General features: G+C 68.6%; 15 protein-coding genes. 5 read left to right on the plus strand and 10 right to left on the minus strand.

The features are described 5' to 3' along the window. The first annotated feature begins 1 nt into the window (after position 1). Together MOQ72_RS25595 and MOQ72_RS25600 are read left to right on the plus strand one after the other, a co-directional pair. Entirely contained in the window at positions 2-919 is a 918-nt protein-coding gene (locus tag MOQ72_RS25595; protein WP_242188210.1) for a hydroxymethylglutaryl-CoA lyase-like TIM-barrel protein, read from the plus strand. Positions 920-1,174: 255 nt separating this feature from the next. Continuing rightward, positions 1,175-2,014 carry an IclR family transcriptional regulator gene (locus tag MOQ72_RS25600; RefSeq protein WP_242188211.1) on the plus strand — a complete coding sequence of 280 codons (840 nt, stop codon included), beginning with the start codon at positions 1,175-1,177 and terminating at the stop codon, positions 2,012-2,014. A gap of 254 nt (positions 2,015-2,268) precedes the next feature. Here the strand turns inward: MOQ72_RS25600 and MOQ72_RS25605 are convergent, their stop codons facing one another. Together MOQ72_RS25605 and MOQ72_RS25610 are read right to left on the minus strand one after the other, a co-directional pair. Next, on the minus strand, positions 2,269-3,324 hold the full coding sequence (locus MOQ72_RS25605; RefSeq protein WP_242188212.1) for a saccharopine dehydrogenase family protein: 1,056 nt from the start codon (positions 3,322-3,324) through the stop codon (positions 2,269-2,271). Between the two features lie 328 nt (positions 3,325-3,652). After that, positions 3,653-4,399 carry an IclR family transcriptional regulator gene (locus MOQ72_RS25610; RefSeq protein ID WP_242188213.1) on the minus strand — a complete coding sequence of 249 codons (747 nt, stop codon included), beginning with the start codon at positions 4,397-4,399 and terminating at the stop codon, positions 3,653-3,655. Positions 4,400-4,838: 439 nt separating this feature from the next. Here MOQ72_RS25610 and MOQ72_RS25615 point away from each other — a divergent pair, with 439 nt between their 5' ends. Continuing rightward, positions 4,839-5,126, plus strand: coding sequence for a hypothetical protein (locus tag MOQ72_RS25615; protein ID WP_242188214.1), 288 nt, complete (start codon positions 4,839-4,841; stop codon positions 5,124-5,126). A 55-nt stretch (positions 5,127-5,181) separates the two neighbouring features. On the opposite strand, the gene MOQ72_RS25620 is transcribed toward MOQ72_RS25615, so the two are convergent. The 7 genes from MOQ72_RS25620 to MOQ72_RS25650 form a co-directional block, all read right to left on the minus strand. After that, complete coding sequence (locus MOQ72_RS25620; RefSeq protein WP_242188215.1) at positions 5,182-5,760, minus strand: TMEM165/GDT1 family protein; 579 nt, start codon at positions 5,758-5,760, stop codon at positions 5,182-5,184. A 377-nt stretch (positions 5,761-6,137) separates the two neighbouring features. Next, a complete protein-coding gene (locus tag MOQ72_RS25625) occupies positions 6,138-6,605 on the minus strand; it encodes a hypothetical protein (protein WP_242188216.1) in 468 nt (155 codons plus the stop codon). A 499-nt stretch (positions 6,606-7,104) separates the two neighbouring features. After that, positions 7,105-8,664, minus strand: a complete 1,560-nt coding sequence (locus tag MOQ72_RS25630) for an alpha/beta hydrolase (RefSeq protein WP_242188217.1) — start codon at positions 8,662-8,664, stop codon at positions 7,105-7,107. Between the two features lie 198 nt (positions 8,665-8,862). After that, the gene (locus MOQ72_RS25635) at positions 8,863-9,645 is read right to left on the minus strand and encodes a putative hydro-lyase (protein WP_277954696.1); all 783 of its coding nucleotides are present in this window, start codon (positions 9,643-9,645) and stop codon (positions 8,863-8,865) included. Then, the gene (locus tag MOQ72_RS25640; RefSeq protein WP_242188218.1) at positions 9,642-10,514 is read right to left on the minus strand and encodes a 5-oxoprolinase subunit C family protein; all 873 of its coding nucleotides are present in this window, start codon (positions 10,512-10,514) and stop codon (positions 9,642-9,644) included. The genes MOQ72_RS25635 and MOQ72_RS25640 overlap by 4 nt, the downstream gene beginning before the upstream one ends. Beyond that, a complete protein-coding gene (locus MOQ72_RS25645; RefSeq protein ID WP_242188219.1) occupies positions 10,511-11,122 on the minus strand; it encodes a 5-oxoprolinase subunit B family protein in 612 nt (203 codons plus the stop codon). The genes MOQ72_RS25640 and MOQ72_RS25645 overlap by 4 nt, the downstream gene beginning before the upstream one ends. After that, the gene (locus MOQ72_RS25650; protein WP_242188220.1) at positions 11,122-11,883 is read right to left on the minus strand and encodes a LamB/YcsF family protein; all 762 of its coding nucleotides are present in this window, start codon (positions 11,881-11,883) and stop codon (positions 11,122-11,124) included. Before MOQ72_RS25650 ends, MOQ72_RS25645 begins: the two co-directional genes overlap by 1 nt. A 296-nt stretch (positions 11,884-12,179) precedes the next feature. Here MOQ72_RS25650 and MOQ72_RS25655 point away from each other — a divergent pair, with 296 nt between their 5' ends. After that, entirely contained in the window at positions 12,180-12,881 is a 702-nt protein-coding gene (locus tag MOQ72_RS25655; protein ID WP_242188221.1) for a GntR family transcriptional regulator, read from the plus strand. Positions 12,882-12,978: 97 nt separating this feature from the next. Next, the gene (locus tag MOQ72_RS25660; RefSeq protein WP_242188222.1) at positions 12,979-13,692 is read left to right on the plus strand and encodes a maleylpyruvate isomerase family mycothiol-dependent enzyme; all 714 of its coding nucleotides are present in this window, start codon (positions 12,979-12,981) and stop codon (positions 13,690-13,692) included. A gap of 32 nt (positions 13,693-13,724) precedes the next feature. Here MOQ72_RS25660 and mshB read toward each other — a convergent pair whose 3' ends face one another. Then, positions 13,725-14,549: an N-acetyl-1-D-myo-inositol-2-amino-2-deoxy-alpha-D-glucopyranoside deacetylase gene (gene mshB, locus MOQ72_RS25665; protein WP_242188279.1), complete on the minus strand. Its 825-nt coding sequence runs from the start codon at positions 14,547-14,549 to the stop codon at positions 13,725-13,727. Positions 14,550-14,571: the final 22 nt, after the last annotated feature.

Raw genomic sequence — 14,571 nt, forward strand, 5'->3', positions numbered from 1 at the left:
AGTGAAAGCCACTCCCCTGGTGCGTGACGTGACGTTGCGCGATGGGCTCCAACTCGCCAGCAAGATCCTGCCGACCGCCGAAAAGCTGCGGCTGGCCAGGGAATTGTTCGCAGCGGGCATCACCAGCGTGGAAATCGGCGCGGTCGTCCGCCCGGACCGGGTGCCAGCGATGGCCGACACCCTCGACCTGGTGCGCGAACTCGACGCCGATGAACTGGCCACCTGCTGGGTCCTGGTGCCGAACCTGACCGGAACGCGGCGTGCCCTGGACGCCGGGGTGCGCAACGTGCAGTTCGTGCTTTCGGCGTCGGACACGCACAACCGCAACAACGTCGGCCGGTCGACCGAGGCGAGTCTCGCCGATCTGCCAGCGGTTGCCGCGGAAGTCGCCGCTGCCGGTGGCGTCCTGCAACTGAGCATTTCAACGGCGTTCAGCTGCCCGTTCGAGGGGCCGATCCCGGTTGACCGGGTAGCGAAGCTGCTGGCCGACGAGCGGGTGCAGCTGGCGAGCAGTTTCGTCGTGTGCGACACGATCGGGCAGGCGGTGCCGTCGAGCGTCACCGAACTGGTGCGCACGACCCGCGACCTGATCGACGACCGCTGGCTGGTGTTCCACGGGCACGACACCTGGGGCCTGGGCGTGGCCAACGGCATGGCGGCGCTGGCGGCGGGCGCGAACACCCTCGACGGAACACTGGGCGGACTCGGCGGTTGCCCGTTCGCGCCCGGTGCCAGTGGCAACACCGCGCTGGAGGACTTGCTCTACGCGTTGCGGCCGAGCTGGCTCACCCCCGAGGCGTTCCATCGGCTCGTCCTGGCCGGGGAACAGCTGTTGTCCGAGGTCGACGAACCGCAGCGCAGTCGAGCCGCGTTCGGCGCCCGGCGCAGCCGTCCCACCCACGAGTGGGCGATGCCGTAAGGCCGTCTATCTGTCCGATGTGGACGCCCTGATGCCACAACTCGGCGATCACGCTGGTTCGACCAGTCCGCCGCGAATATGAGGTTGCAACTGCCCGTGGCGTGCTGGTCGAGATCTGAGCGCAGACCCTGGCGGATCCGGGCAACCCGATGAACCCGGCCGGGTGCTGCCCCAGCCGATCGCAACGTCGCAGGTCGCGGATTCCCGGCCCGGTACGATTGGCGTCGGAACAGTCGCAGGAGACCTGGAGATCAGATGTCTGAACTCGATTCGGGTGCGGAGATCGACCTCCCGGATGCTGATCTCGACGTCGCCGCGGCGCCGGGGCGGGAGCTCCCTCGCGGCGTCAAACCGCTGCTGGTGCTGGGCAAGATCCGCGAGGTGCTCGCCGCGTTCAGCCCCGAACGCCCGGAACTGACGATTCCGGAAATCCGACGTGCGACGGGCCTTCCACCCAGCACGTGCCAGCGGATCGTGGCCAACCTCGTCGCGGAGGGCTTCCTGGATCGCAGCGGCGACCGGTACCGGATCGGGCTCAGCCTCGCCTACTGGGCGGCACCGGCGTCGACCGGCCTCGACGTGGTGCAACTGCTCGGCCCGATCGTGCGGCAGCTGCGGGACGACACCGGCGAGACGTCGTGCGTCTTCCGGCGCGAGGGCAACCTGCGCGTGTGCGTCGCGATGGCCGAGACGCACCACGCCGTGCGCCGGGAGATGCACGTCGGCAAGCTCATGCCGCTGCACGCCGGTTCGGCCAGCCGCGTGCTGCTGGCCTGGGACGACGAGGCGGCCGATATCGTCCTCGGCGGCGAGCTGGCGCGCTACACGGATTTCACGATCACCGACGCGGAGCTGCTGCGGATCGCCCTGGCGCAGACCCGCAAGCAGGGCTTCGCGATCACTTCGGAGGAACGCGACGCCGGAGCCGCATCGGTCAGCGCACCGGTCTTCGACGCCCAGGATCGCCTGGTCGCAGCCATCGGCATCTCCGGCCCGACCCAACGCCTGACCCCGCAGCGCTGCCACGACTGGACTCCCAGGGTGCAACGAGCGGCCCGCGAAGCCACCCGCCAACTCGGCGGCCGCAGCACGTAAGAGGATGCGCGGACTGGCTTGCGTGGCGGTGCCTGACGACTGCCCTCGTCACGCCCAATCCGCACACCCACTAACGCCGCCCGCCGTCGTTGCAAATTGCACCCACCCGAACGAGGGTCAGAAGCCCTTCGCTACCCAGGCCCTCGGTACGCCATCCGTGTGCGGGGCTGCAATTTCACGAGAAATCGCAACGGCTCCGGCCGGGTGGGCGGCCGTGGTTTGGTGGCGGGGTCGGTGGTCCACTGTGGATGGTGTCAGCAGTGGGCTGGTTCGATGATCTTGATGCCGTGCAGGCGGCGGACGAAGTCCGCACCGAAGGCCGTTGCCGGGGTGTGGGCACCCGGCGCGGGCGGCTCGGAACGCAGGGCGCTGACGGCCCGGAGCACCGCGTCGGCCGTCAGGTCGTAGGTGTCCGGGCCGATCAGGGCCGCCGACACGCTCGTGCCGTCCGGCGCCGTTGCTTCCGCGTACACCTCGACCCAGCTGCGCGAGCGGGTGGCGCGGCCGGGTCCGCGCACCACCGCGCCGATCGCCGCCTTGCCCAGCTGTTGCACGACGTGCGAACGCATCACGACCTGCGACAACCGGGATGATCTGCGCCCGGCGAGGTCGAGTCCGGGCAGGTGGGCGAAGGTGGTGATGGTGCTGATCCCGGTGCTGCGGTAGGCCGAGCTCACATCGCCCCAGGGCAGTGCGGTCACCTTTCGCCGCCCGGACGGGAACGGCACCTCACGCCGCCGCCACGCCAGCGGCACGGTGCGGATTTCGCCGTCGATGCGGGCCCGACCGCCCAGCGCGGCGCCTTCCAACGCGCTCTTCAGCGTGCCGCCGCTGATCCCGCCGCTGGCGTGGAACGCCAGGTCGAGGCTGGTCGCGGTGGGCAATTCGGCGGCGACCATCGCGGCCAGGCAGTCGGTGGGCACCACGTCGAAACCCGAGCCGGGCAGCAGCACCACACCAACGCGCCGGGCGTCCTCGTGGTGCGCGAAAACCGCCTCGAACACGTCGATTTCGCCAGTGATGTCCAGGTAATGCACACCGGCTCGCAGGCAGCCGCGGACCATCGGCGCGGACGTCTCGGAGAACGGCCCGGCGCAGTGCGCCACGACGTCGATGTCCCGCAGGCCCGCGGCGACAACGTCCGGGTCGTCGAGGTCGAAGATGCGGTAGGGCAGGCCGCGCGGCGTGGCGAAGGCGGCGATCTTCGCTGGATCACGACCGGCCAGCACCGGACGTTCCCCGCGGGCGATCGCCAGGTCCGCGACCAACCGACCGGTGTAGCCGCTCGCGCCGTAAATCATCCAGTTCATCGCGATCCTCTCGGGTACTGCTGAACATCCTGGTAACAAACACCACTGGGAGAGGTCGCGGGTTGCCCCGAGTTGCGCCAATCACCCAAGATCGTGAATCCCAACCCCCGAAATTCCCGCTCACCCCTCCGGACTCCCGGACGAGAGTCCCGGTCGAATGGGACTCCCACCCAGAGCATTCCCGCGCCGCACGTGATGTGCCAGGTGAGCGGAACTCTCGACCGGGCAGAACGGTCGAACGGGACGCTCGTCTGCAACGGGGTTCTGTCGGGCGGCGGCACCAGGTGGGTCCGCGGACGAGATGATCCGCGGTGCCGACTCCGGCACTTCAGCGCGGTGGGCGACCGAGCGCGACGGCGATCGAGGTGGCCGTGTCCTGGACCCGGCCGAGCAGTTGGCGCAGCGCAGCCGGGTCCGCCACCGCTCGCACCGTGGTCAGCGAGACGGCCGCCGCGAGTTGCCCGGTGGCGTCCGGGATTCCGACGCCGAGGCAGTGCACCAGTGGCTCGAACTCGGCCTGGTCGGTGGCGTACCCCAGCCGCGCGACCGCCGCCAAGTGTTCGCGGAAGTCGGCTTCGTCGGTGATGGTGCGCTCGGTGTATCGGGTGAAGGTGTGCTTGGCCAGCAGGCGATCGCGGTGTTCGGCGGGTAACCCGGCCAAAATCACCTTGCTGGCGGCGGCGGTGTGCAGCGGCACCGCTCGACCGATCCGCGACCAGGTGCGGATCGAGGCCGTGCCCTCGATCTTGTCGACGTAGACGATCTGGTCGTCCACCAGCTGCGCCAGGTGGACCGTCGAGTTCGTGGCGTCCGCCAGCGAGATCAGGTGCGGTCGCGCGACCGCCCGCAGATCCATCTCGTCCAGCACCTGCTGACCGAGTTCGACCAGCCGCAGCCCGAGCCGGTACCGGCCGTCCTGACCGCGGGCGATCAAACCGCCGTCGGCCAGCGGTTGCAGCATCCGCAGCGCGGTTGAACTGTGCACGCCGAGTTCGCGGGCCAGCTCCGCGATCGTCTTGGGCGCCCCGGCGAGGGTTTCGAGCACGTGCACCGCCTTGGCAACCGTCTTCGACATCCAAACCCCTCGATCGGATTGCAGCATGAGCACTCAGCTTGCAAATATTGCATCTTAGCAGGTCAGGCCGAAAGTCCGGGCAACACCCGGAGCACTGCCCGAAACCACCGCAAACCGTCGCGGAATCGCATGCGGAAAAGGACTCGAACGCAACCGAAGAGAATCGTTGCTCAAGCAACTTCGCCGAGGATTCTGACGCCTAGCTCGCCGCTACGAATGGCGAAACTCACTCGGGTGAAAAATGTTGTTTCGGCCATCCAAAAATTGACAGTCAACGCACCTGGTGATCGACTTTCGAGTGCATCTGTCAGCAATTCGGTAGACGGAAGAAGGCCCCCGAATGCGACACTCGCCCGTCCTGTTCAGCGCCGCGCTAACCCTTACCGCACTCGCGATCGCGCCAGCCGCACCCGCGAGCGCCGTCCCCGAGCAAGCACCGATGTGCGCGCTGTTCGCCTATCAACCCACTCGCGAAGGCAACACGCTGGTCGCCAATGGCGGCCGCAGCGGTTGCCTGAACAGCGCGACGGTCAACGTGCGGATCGTCGTGGAGCAGAAGGACAGCGCACCGAGGGTGCTCGGCGAGCTGGCGCAGAGCGGCACCGAGATCAACCTGGTGACGAAGGCCCCGTGCAACAGCGGCAATGCCGTCACCGTCTTCACCGAAACGGCCAGCTCCACCGGTGCGACGTACCGCTCCGCATCAACCACCTTCGAGAAATGCTGAACCGGACCTGAGCAGGGTCGTGAGCGCTAACGCGGGTTGGCGCCCGCTTTCGCGCTCACAACAGGGCGAACAGCGAATCAGCGATCAACCAGGCCCCGAACACCACGAACAGCGCCGTTGCCCCGTAGCGGATCGCCCGCTCCGGCAAGTGCTTCCCGAGCAGCATGCCGACACCGATCGCGAGCGCGTCGGCCAGCACCATTCCCAACGTCGAGCCGATCCAGGTGCCGAGCCAGTCGTGGTGGGTGGCCAGCGTGACCGTCGCCAGCATCGTCTTGTCGCCCAACTCGGCCAGGAAGAACGCGACAGTCACCACCAACACCGCGGAACCGGCCCGCCGGGACGCTTTGCTCTTCTCGTCCTCGGTCAGGTGGTCACCGCGCAGCGTCCAAGCGGCGAATCCCAGGAATGCCACCCCGGCGAGCAGGGCGATCCACTCGGTGGGCAGGAGTTCACCCAGTCCGAAGCCCAGCGCCACCGATACCGCGTGCACCAGGGTGGTGGCCACGGTGATCCCGAACAGCACCTGCCACGCGCGGTAGCGTGTCGCGAAGGTCATCGCCATCAATTGCGATTTGTCCCCGAGTTCGGCCACGAAGATGGCCGCCGAGCTCAATGCGAGACTGCCCAGCACGACGATTGTCCGCCTTTCCGATCGGGCCCGAACCGAAGGCGCGCAGCAACTTCGGCCCGGCAATGAATGCCGGTTGCCGAAGGTCTCGCCCACCTCGAATCCCAAGGCTCCGCGACCGGGTGCGCATTGCGCCGCACCAGCATGTCGACCGCGATATTGCGGACTACTCCCCTTCTTGCGCCACGAACCCTACCTCCTTTCTCGACAAAATCAAAATGCCACCCGGGCAGCCGCGGTTGAAATACCTTTTCCCGATTGCTAAACGAACTTTTCGGCAGCCCGCAAACCACTAATTCGCCGCCCCCGACCGAATTATTTTCGGCGCACGAAGGGCGATGCCCGGCGCCCGGAACAACCGGCCGCGAGGTGCGCCGACGTCAGGACTCGGCGAGCGTCCGGCCGGGCAGGTCAGGGTCGCAGCCCATCCTGGGCAGCTGCGCGCGAACCGCGCCGCGGGTGCGGCCGAACTCCTCGCCCAGCTCCTCGATCAGTCGGCTCCCGGACTCGCCGACCGTGCTCAGCCACCGCTCGCGAAGCCGCTCGCCGTCGGCCTCGCTCCACGGCCGACCGGCGTTGGGCGGCCGTGGTCGACTCCGCCCGCGACCGGCGGTCCACGGCGCGTGCAGCGCGGCCAACCCGTCCAGGGTCCGGGTGAGGAACGCGCTGGCGTCGCTGAGCCCGTCGATGGCGATCAGCAGATTGCCCTCGGCCACGATGCGACCGTCGGCGTCCGCGCCGGTGAACTCCACCGCCACGGAGGCGGGCTGGTCGTCGCTGGCCGGTTCGCCCCTGGCGTTGATTCCGTAGGTGTGCTGTCCGACTCGTACTTCGTTGCGAAAATCCATGCCTCGAAGTTAAGGCCAGCGACGACGATTCCCCGGTAGTCAAGTACCGGTTCTGCACCTGTGTCGGGACGATTTCTCGATCGAGTGAGGGACGGCTCACACCTCAGCCCGGAACACCGCGCCCGGCCGGACCGTTGGACGGGTTGGTCGATGCGCCCGTGTCCCCCGGGCTGCAACTACCGCCTTCGCGGAATACCGTCCGGCTGGAGCCGCGTCGCGCCTATCGCCGAGAGGCGACCGGTGCATCGACCGCCAGCAGAACGAGACCCCCGCCCTTCTCCGCGGGCGGGGGTCTGTTCATCTCCAGCGAGCCCGAGCCTTCCCAGGTGAAACCACCTGCCATCCCAGGGAGCGCGGTTCCTGTCCTCGAAACCACTTCGCGCAGCGGTGCGTTCTCCGTTCGGGTGGGGAGTGAAGGGTGAGGGGCACCCTTCACCAAGTAACTTGGTAAAGGGTGCCCCTCACCTCGTCCTCATCGAAGGAGTCCGGGGATGGGTTCTCAGTCGAAGGGTTGTTTGTCCGGTTGGCAGACCTGGCCTGGTTCTGGGACTTTCAGGTTGACCAGGTAGTCGGCCGTCATCTTGTCCGCGCACGAGCTGTCACCCAGGATGCAGTGCCCGAACGAGTCGACGCTCACCAGCCGGGCGTTGCCCAGCTGCTGTTCCATCCGCCGCGAGAACTCGTACTGGGTGGCCGGGTCGTAGAAGTTGCCGAACAGCAGCACCGGGTTCGCGGCTTGGTGCTGCCACGGGCCGCGGTGCACGTTCGCGCTGACCGGTGGCCAGGTCGAGCACCCGGCCACATCGCTGAACGCCTGCGAACGACCGAAGGTCGGCGACTCGGCCTCCCACTGCGCGGCGATGCCCGGCACCTGCTCTGGCTCCTTGGGGATCGGCTTGTCCGTGCAGTTCACCCCGAAGTACGTGTCGTCCACGTAGGTCTCCTCGGCGGCGTCGGACAGGCCGTCGAAGCGACCGATCGAGGTCGGGTTGTGCAGCACTCGCAGCAACTGCGGGGCGAATCCCTGCTCGGGGTGCAGTTGCTGGTACAGCGACTGCAGATCCGTGGCGAGCTGCCGGAAATCCTCCGGGTTGTAGAGGATGCCGCCGACGCTGTCGGTGAACTGGGAGAGCGTGATCTCCGTGCCGTCCGGCATGGTGATCGGCCCTTCCCGCAGCCGGTCGCGGATCTCGTCGAACTTCGCCCGCGGATCGCCTTCGCTGAACGCGCACTTGTCCGCCGTTTCGGCGCAGCGCTGCAGGAAGGCGGCCAAGGCCAGTTCGAAGCCCCCGGCCCGCTCCCGGTCGTACTGGACGCCGTCGGCGAGTCGCAGCGCCGGATCCACGTTGCCGTCCAGGACGATCGCGCGGCTGTGCTCCGGGAACACGTTCACGTAGGTCGCGCCCAGCAGCGTGCCGTAGGAGAAGCCGACGTAGGTGAGCTGCTCGTCGCCCACGCCCTGCCGCATCAGGTCGAGGTCCCGCGCGACGTCCTTGGTGGACATGTGCTGCAACAACTCGCCAGCGTGCTGGTCGCAGGACTCGCCGTAGTCCTGGTATGCGGCCATCGTGGTGCCGATCTGCTCGTCGGTGACCGGCACCGACGTGATCCGGCCCAGCACCGCATTGGCCTGCTCGGCGGACTCGAAGCAGCGCAACCGGGTGCTGCGGTCCACCCCGCGCGGGTCGAAGCCGACGATGTCGAAGCGGTTGAGCACCTCCGGCTCGAACCGGTCCACCGCGGACACCGGCATGCTGAACCCGGCGCCACCGGGTCCGCCCGGATTCAGGAACAACGAGCCGATCTTCGCGTCCGGGTTTGCCGCCGCCCGGCGCATCATCGCCAGATCGATGGTGCCCTTGCTCGGATCGTCGTGATCGATCGGTACCGGATAACTCGCGCAGCTGTACAGGTACCGCTGCGTGACAGGCACTCCGCTGAGCGCCTCTTCGTCGCACTCGCCCCAGGAAACCGGTGCGGCGCCGGACGGTTGTGCCACCGCCGGGGTACCCGCCACCACTGCCGTACCCGTGACCAGCGCGCTTGCCGCAATGGCCAATGCTCGACCCAACCTGCCGGAAAGCGCCCCCACACGCACCTCCTAGTTTCGTCTGTGAACTCCGAAACAGGAGTCAACAGTCCGAAAAGGAGGCAGCACACCGCAGAACGCAGGAACTTCGTGGTTTTTTCGGGCGCAATTCCGCTGAGCGCGGCGAAACGGCCCTGGCGACAGTGCTCTGCGACGAACGGGCTCGCGTCAGGGGACCAGGAACCGGCTGTCCCGAGCATCGGTGATCGCCATGTGGCCCGGTGCGTGGCCGATCGCGAACGGCGGTTTGGACTGCATCACCGCCGCTTGCGGGGTTACCCCGCAGGCCCAGAAGACTGGGATCTCACCAGGTCGGATCTCGACCGCTTCGCCGAAGTCTGGCTCGTCGATGTCCGCAATTCCCAATGCGTCCGGCGTTCCGATGTGCACCGGGGCGCCGTGCACCGCTGGATACCGGGAGGTGACGCGCACCGCGGCAGCGACCAGTTCCGCCGGGATCGGCCGCATCGACACCACCAGCGGCCCGGACAACCGGCCCGCTGGACGGCATTCCCGATTCGTCCGGTACATCGGGACGTTGCTGCCCGCTTCGACGTGGCGCACCGGGACTCCGGCCTCCAACAGCGCGGCTTCGAAGGTGAAGCTGCAGCCGATCAGGAACGACACCAGATCATCGCGCCACAGATCGGTGACCTCGGTGCGTTCCTCGACCAGCACACCGTGCCGGTAGACGGTGTAGGCGGGCAGATCGGTGCGCAGATCACCGGCGAAGATCGAGGCGCTGGTCTCCCCCGGCTCGGTCACGTCGAGCACCGGGCACGAGCGCGGATTGCGCTGCGCGAAGAGCAGGAGGTCGTAAGCGTGTTCGCGGGGCAGCGCGATCAGGTTCGCCTGCGTCCAGCCAGCGCTGTATCCCGAGGTGGGCACGCGCAAACCGGCGCGGAACGCGGCACGGGCCTGTGCCGGGGACATCGCCTGCGGCTGCGTCATCGAACATTCCTCCCTGCTCTGAACCGAAACCGGACCCGCTGGCCGGGGCGGGCCTGCGCGGCCTTGTCCACGTCCGCCGCGGTGACCACCGCGATCACCGGATATCCGCCGGTCACCGGGTGGTCGGCGAGGAACAGCGTCGGTCGCGCCGATGGTGGCACCTGCAACGCACCGGCCACCATGCCCTCGCTGGGCAGTTCCTCGGTGCGGCGGCGCTCCAGCGCTGGCCCGTCCAGCCGCATGCCGATCCGATTGCTGTCCGCGGTCACCTCGTACGGTCGGCTGACCAGGGTGGTCAGGGCGCCGTCGGCGAACCAATCGTGGCGCGGCCCCGGTTCGACGTGCAACACCACCTCATCGGCCGGATACGTCGCGACCGGGGCGAGATCGACCAGCGGGAACCGCTCGGGAGCCGGGCCGACCGGCAGCACCGCGCCGGGAACCAGCGGATCGGGTCCCAGCCCCGCGAGCACATCCGTGGCGCAGGAGCCGAGCACCGGCGGCACGGCGATGCCGCCGCGCACTGCGAGATAACTGCGCAGTCCCCGGCCGGGCACACCCATGCGCAGCTCGGCACCCGCCGGAATCCGCAACACCGAGTTCGCCGCCGCGATCCGACCGTCCACAGTGATCGGGCAGGGCGCACCAGTCACCGCGGCGGTCAGATCGCGGGTCGCGCGGACCGCGAGCCCGCCCAACGTGACCTCGACGGCCGCCGCACCCTCGGCGTTGCCGAGCAGCCGGTTGGCCAGCCGGAACGCGCCGCTGTCGGCCGCGCCCGAAGGCCCCACGCCGATGTCGGCCAAGCCCGGTCGCCCCAGGTCCTGGATGGTCGACAGCGGACCCGTGGCGAGGACTTCCAAACTCATCCGACCTCCTGGAAGCGCACCCGCACGCCGGGGCGCAGCAGTGCCGGTGGTTCCCGGTCGACGCGCCAGATCTCCAAGTCGGTGCGCCCGATCAACTGCCAGCCGCCGGGCGACTCGCGCGGGTAGATGCCGCTGAACGCACCGGCGAGACCCACCGAACCCGGCGGCACCTTGGTCCGCGATTCGGTCCGGCGCGGCACCACCAGTTCCGGTGGTCCACCGGAGAGGTAGCCGAAACCTGGTGCGAATCCGCCGAAAGCGACCGTCCACTCCGCACTCGTGTGCCGGTGCACCACTTCCCGTTCGGTCAGCCCGGTCAGCTTCGCGACCTCCGCGAGATCCGCGCCGTCGTAGACCACCGGCACGCGCAGCAGATCACCACCGCTGCGCGCAGCATCGACCGGCTTGACCGCCCGCACCGCAGCCTCGATCTCGGCGATGTTGGCGCGCTGCGGATCCAGGTGCAGCAGCAGCGTCCGCGCAGCCGGGACCAGGTCCGTGACGCCGTCGGGTGGGTTTTCCGCGAGCACGGCGTAAAGCGCCTGCACGGCTTCGAGATCGGCCAGCTCGATCAGCAGCCCCGAATCGGCGCATGGCAGGAAACGCATCACAGACCTCGCGAAGTGAACGGCGCCAGCTCGACTCCGGCGGCCACCAGCCGGTCCCGCACGGCCTCGGCGATGACCACCGCGCCCGGACTGTCGCCGTGCACGCAGATCGAATCGGCGCTGATCTTGATCGCGGTGCCGTCGATGGCCCTGATCGGCTCCCCAGCGGCGAGCTTCAGGCAGCGGTCCGCGATGGTCTCGGGATCGTGCAGCACCGCACCGGGTTCGCGCCGCGACACCAGAGTGCCTTCGGGGGTGTAGGCGCGGTCGGCGAAGGCTTCGCGGAACACCCGCAGTCCGGCCCGCTCCGCCTGGGCCAGCCACTGCGAACCGGGCAGGCCCAGCACGGCCAGCGAGGAGTCGTAGCTGCGCACCGCGTCGACCACGGCGGCGGCCTGGTCGCTGTGGTGCACGATCGCGTTGTAGAGCGCGCCGTGCGGCTTGACGTAACCGACCTCGGTCCCGGCGATGCGGGCGAATCCGGCCAGAGCGCCGATCTGGTAGATCACGTCGTTGGTCAACTCGGTCGGCGGCACGTCGATGAACCGGCGGCCGAAACCCGCCAGATCCCGGTAGCTGACCTGGGCCCCGACCGCGACACCCAGCTTGGCGGCCTGCTGCACGGCCTGCCGGATCACCGTGGCATCGCCCGCGTGGTAGCCGCAGGCGACGTTCGCGCTGGTGACGACGCCCAGCAGCGCCTCGTCGTCGCTTAGCTCCCAGCGCCCGAAGCCTTCCGCGAGGTCCGAGTTGAGGTCCATGCCCACCTCACTTCCGCAGCGCGGCGACGCCGCCGATCGAATCGAATCCCGATTGGGAGGTCAGCAACCAGGTGACCACGATCAGCATCCCCTTGGGGGCGCTGGTATCCCCCGAGCGGGTCGAGCTGCTCGGACGCCGTGGTCGCCGGAGCGATGACACTCCGATCAACGTGTCGGGATCAACGTGAACACCGTTCAGGGAACGATAGTGAATTGTTGAACAATTCTGCAATACCCTGTGCGGAACTTTCTCGTTAGACTGCGGATCAACTGCCAGGGCGTCGTTGGGAGCTGGATTGACCACCGCGGACCCGTGGGTGGACCTACTCGCGGCCGATCGGTCGCTGTTGGACCGCACCAGCACAGCCGAGCGGGTCGCCGATGTGCTGCGGCAACGCATCATCGACGGCGCGCTCGCACCAGGCACCCGGCTGTCCGAGGAAAGCGCTGGCCGGGCGCTGGCGGTCTCCCGCAACACCCTGCGCGAGGCGTTCCGGCTGCTGGTGCACGAGCGGCTGCTGGTGCACGAATTCCACCGTGGCGTGTTCGTCCGGGTGCTCAGCGCCGACGACGTGATCGACCTCTACCGGATGCGGCGGCTGCTGGAGACCAGTGCGGTGCGCCGCGCCGCCGAGGCCGCACCAGAGCTGGTGGCAGCCGTGGATCGCGCGGTGAGCGACGGCGAGCGCGCGGCCGAGGCCGAGCGCTGGTTGGACGTGGGCACCGCGAACATGCGCTTCCACGAGGCGCTCGCCGCGCTGGCCGCCAGCCCGCGGGTCAACGAGACGATGCGGCAGTTGCTCGCCGAGCTGCGCTTGGCATTCCACGTGATGTCCCGCGCGCAGGAGTTCCACGAGCCCTACCTGGAACTGAACCGCGAGATCGCGGACCTGATCAGCCAGCGGGCGATGCAAGCCGCCGCGGACCGCCTCGACGAGTACTTCGACGCCGCCGAAACCCAACTCGTCGCGGCCTACCGGGACTACACCCCGAAATGAGGCTTCTACTGCGATTGTCGGATTGAACGGCCGTTTCTCGATACGCCATTCGGCAGCATTCCGGCGTCGCCTAGGATCAGCGCGCGTGATGCCTCCGTTGAATGCTGTTGTTCAGGGCCATCGGCGACTTGTTGAAGTTCTCTCCGAGCTGACCGATGACCAGGTCGCCGCACCGTCGCTGCTTCCGGGCTGGAGTCGCGGGCACGTGCTGGCTCACCTGACCGACAATGCGCGGGCTTTCGCGCGGGTTTCGGCGCTCGCGTTGCGCGGCGAACTGGTGGACGCCTACGACGGCGGGAGCGAGGAGCGGGACGCGATCATCGAAGGGCTCGCGGGTAGCAGCGCCGACCAGCACCGGGCCGCGGTCGCTCGGCACTCCGCCGCGCTCGAAGCCGTGTGGTCGCAGGCGACGGCCGACGACTGGGATCGGCCGGTGCGGTTCCGCAACGGTGACCTGGCCGGGATCGTGCACATGCGCTGGCGGGAGGTCTGGATCCACCTGGTGGACCTGGATCTGGGCGTCTCACCGCGCGAGTGGAGCTCCGAATTCTCCTGCCACGTCGTCGATTTCCTGCTGTCCCGACTGCCAGCGGGAGTCGACCTGCGGCAGTCGGACGGCCCGCGCCGGTGGTCGAGCGGCGGAGCCGAGTCCGACGGCCACGTCGAGATCAGCGGCCGGGCCCGCGATCTGGCGGCCTGGTTGGCGGGTCGGACACCGCAGCAATCCCCGGCCGGTCCGCTGCCGGATCTCGGGCCGTGGCCACCGCACCCCGATCCGATCCCGGACGAAGCCCGCCGATCCGCCAGCTGACCCGGCGGCGGCCATCGGAGCAGGCGGGTGGGTCAGGACAGGCCCGCGAAGAGGTCGTATTCCCAGTTGTGCGGCCCCGTTCCGGGACCTCGCTCGCCGCGCACCAGGAAATAGTGCTCCATCGCGAACTCCGGTCGGCTCACCATCCCAGCGAAGAAACCGCCGTCGTCGATGTTGACCTGGCTGCGGTAGTGCCGCAGTGCGGCGATCTTCGCGGTGTGGAAAGCGCGGCCGTCGATCATCGTGGTCAGTTCGTCATCCGGCACCGTGTAGGGCTCGAAGCCCTCGACGCCCTCCGCCTCGATCTGCTTGAGGATCGAGCGCGGCAGGGCCGTCCAGTACACCTTCGGCACCTGCCACGGTTCGCCGATCTCCGGGGCGTAATCGGGATCGGCGGCGGGGTCGATCGAGGTCATCACCGCGCGGTGCGCGCCGATGTGGTCCGGGTGGCCGTAGCCGCCGAACTCGTCGTAGGTGATCACCACCTGGGGCCGTTCCGCCCGCAGGATCTCGACCATCGCCCTGGTGACCTCGGCGGGATCGGCCCCGGCGAAGGCGTTCTCGGCGCCGTTGGTGTCCGTACCGGCCATGCCGCTGTCCCACCAGCGGCCCGGACCACCAAGCCAGTGGTGCCGGACATCGCCGAACTCGGCCAACGCCGCGCGGATCTCGCCACGCCGGAACTCGCCCAGCGCACCGGGATTGCCGCGCAGGTACGCGAGGTCATCGGCGACGACCTCGCCGTGTTCCCCGCTGGTGCAGGTAACCAACGTCACTGATGCGCCGTCCGCGCAGTACCGGGCCATCGTGGCGCCGGTGGCGGTGGATTCGTCATCGGGGTGGGCGTGGACCAGCAGCAGGCGACGATCGCTCATGGGC

It is taken from the genome of Saccharopolyspora soli (assembly GCF_022678645.1).
Lineage (GTDB): Bacteria > Actinomycetota > Actinomycetes > Mycobacteriales > Pseudonocardiaceae > Saccharopolyspora > Saccharopolyspora soli.

Bases quoted from the DNA above. Each gene is read 5' to 3' on its own strand.
- MOQ72_RS25600 (WP_242188211.1), top strand. From the start codon at position 1,175: ATGTCTGAACTCGATTCGGGTGCGGAGATCGACCTCCCGGATGCTGAT.
- MOQ72_RS25625 (WP_242188216.1), bottom strand. From the start codon at position 6,605: ATGGATTTTCGCAACGAAGTACGAGTCGGACAGCACACCTACGGAATC.
- MOQ72_RS25635 (WP_277954696.1), bottom strand. From the start codon at position 9,645: ATGACGCAGCCGCAGGCGATGTCCCCGGCACAGGCCCGTGCCGCGTTC.
- MOQ72_RS25610 (WP_242188213.1), bottom strand. From the start codon at position 4,399: ATGTCGAAGACGGTTGCCAAGGCGGTGCACGTGCTCGAAACCCTCGCC.
- MOQ72_RS25615 (WP_242188214.1), top strand. From the start codon at position 4,839: ATGTGCGCGCTGTTCGCCTATCAACCCACTCGCGAAGGCAACACGCTG.
- MOQ72_RS25650 (WP_242188220.1), bottom strand. From the start codon at position 11,883: ATGGACCTCAACTCGGACCTCGCGGAAGGCTTCGGGCGCTGGGAGCTA.
- MOQ72_RS25605 (WP_242188212.1), bottom strand. From the start codon at position 3,324: ATGAACTGGATGATTTACGGCGCGAGCGGCTACACCGGTCGGTTGGTC.
- MOQ72_RS25645 (WP_242188219.1), bottom strand. From the start codon at position 11,122: ATGCGTTTCCTGCCATGCGCCGATTCGGGGCTGCTGATCGAGCTGGCC.
- MOQ72_RS25640 (WP_242188218.1), bottom strand. From the start codon at position 10,514: ATGAGTTTGGAAGTCCTCGCCACGGGTCCGCTGTCGACCATCCAGGAC.